This window comes from Kribbella sp. NPDC056345 (assembly GCF_042262745.1).
Classification (GTDB): domain Bacteria; phylum Actinomycetota; class Actinomycetes; order Propionibacteriales; family Kribbellaceae; genus Kribbella.
The window spans coordinates 1-1565 of sequence record NZ_JBHJQQ010000041.1 but is presented as its reverse complement, the minus strand read 5'-3'; the positions used below and the strand labels follow the sequence as shown (position 1 = coordinate 1565).

General features: G+C 66.4%; 1 protein-coding gene. It reads left to right on the top strand.

Annotated elements, in window-relative coordinates; all coding sequences use genetic code 11:
* Window positions 1-122 precede the first annotated feature (122 nt).
* A protein-coding gene (locus ACFCV3_RS42685; protein ID WP_376041197.1) for an IS3 family transposase occupies window positions 123-1531 on the top strand; the annotation gives its coding sequence in 2 pieces (ribosomal slippage) (window positions 123-483 and window positions 483-1531; 1410 coding nt in all).
* Window positions 1532-1565: the final 34 nt, after the last annotated feature.

Below are 1565 nucleotides of genomic sequence, written 5' to 3'. Positions count from 1 at the left end.
CCCTGCGTGTCAGGGTGAGTTGAGGCCAGCGGCTCGTAGCAAGTCCGCTTCTGCAGGGCGAGATTCAGGATGATTGAAATATGGCTGGTTCTGTTCTTGTACCGGTAGTCGATGATGGTCGGGTGAGTGAATCGGGTCCGAGAGCTGGTGGTCCGAGACCTCGTCGGACGTTCACCCCGGCAGAGAAACTGGCACACGTGGCCGCGTATGACGCGGCGTGCCGCGATGGTCAGGGCGGCGGGTATCTGCGGCGTGAGGGGCTGTATTCGTCGCAGATGACCGAGTGGCGCAAGCTGCGCGACGGCGGCGCGCTGGAAGGGCTTCCGGCGGGCGCGAAGGTCGGGCGGTTGAGCGCGGAGCAGGCCGAGATCGCCCGGCTGCGCGCGGAGCTGGGCAAGGCCGAGCGTCGGCTGGCCCGGACCGAGGTGGCGTTGGACATCATGGGAAAAGCACACGCGCTCTTGGAGGAGATCTCCGAGAGCGCACCGGACGAGCAGCCGCCCAAGCGGCGTTGATGGTCGCGTATGCCGAGCTGACTGCGGCCGGTGTCACGACCCGCGATGCCGCGAGCTTGACGGGTGTTTCCCGGGCGACCGCGGGCCGGCCCAGACCGCCGGTGGGGCTGGTCGCTGTCCGGGTGGCGCCGGTCAACCAGCTCACCGACGACGAGCGAGTCCAGGTGCTGGCTGTGCTGAACGGCGCCGAGTTCATTGACCGGACCCCGATGCAGGTGTATGCCGTGCTGCTCGCGCGCGGCGAGTACTTGTGCTCGGTGTCGACGATGTATCGGATCCTCGCGGCGAACGCGCAGGTGAAAGACCGTCGCAGGCTGGCCCGGCATCCGGCCCGGGCGCGTCCTGAGCTGATCGCGACCGGCCCGGGGCAGGTATTCACCTGGGACATCACCAAACTGGCAGGGCCGGTCAAGGGCGTCTACTACGACGCCTACGTGATGATCGACATCTACTCACGCTATATCGTCGGCGCACACGTTCACGTCACCGAGAACGCTGTCCTGGCTGAAGAAATGATGCGCGAAGTCTTCACGATCCACGAGATCCCGCAGGTCGTGCACGCCGACCGCGGCACCTCGATGACCTCCAAGACCGTCGCGGCGCTGCTCACCGATCTCGGGGTCACCCGGTCGCATTCACGGCCGCGGGTGTCGAACGACAACCCGTTTTCCGAGGCGTGGTTCAAGACGCTGAAGTACGCGCCGGTGTTCCCGGACCGGTTCGGGTCGCTGCAGCACGCCCGGACGTTCATCGACGAGTTCACCCAGTACTACAACCACGACCATCACCACACCGGCATCGGGCTCCACACGCCCGCTGACGTCCACTACGGCCTCGCCGCGGACACTGACCAGCGCCGCCGCCAAGCCCTGGCCGCGGCCCGGGCTGCGAACCCTGAACGCTTCACCACCACTGCCACGACCCCGGCCATCCTCGACCTGCCGCCCGCCGCCTGGATCAACCCACCTGTCCCCGAAACCCAACAACACAAAGCGGTTCATCAGACCGCCGCCTAACTCACGCTGGCCTCAACCACCTTGACAAATTCCG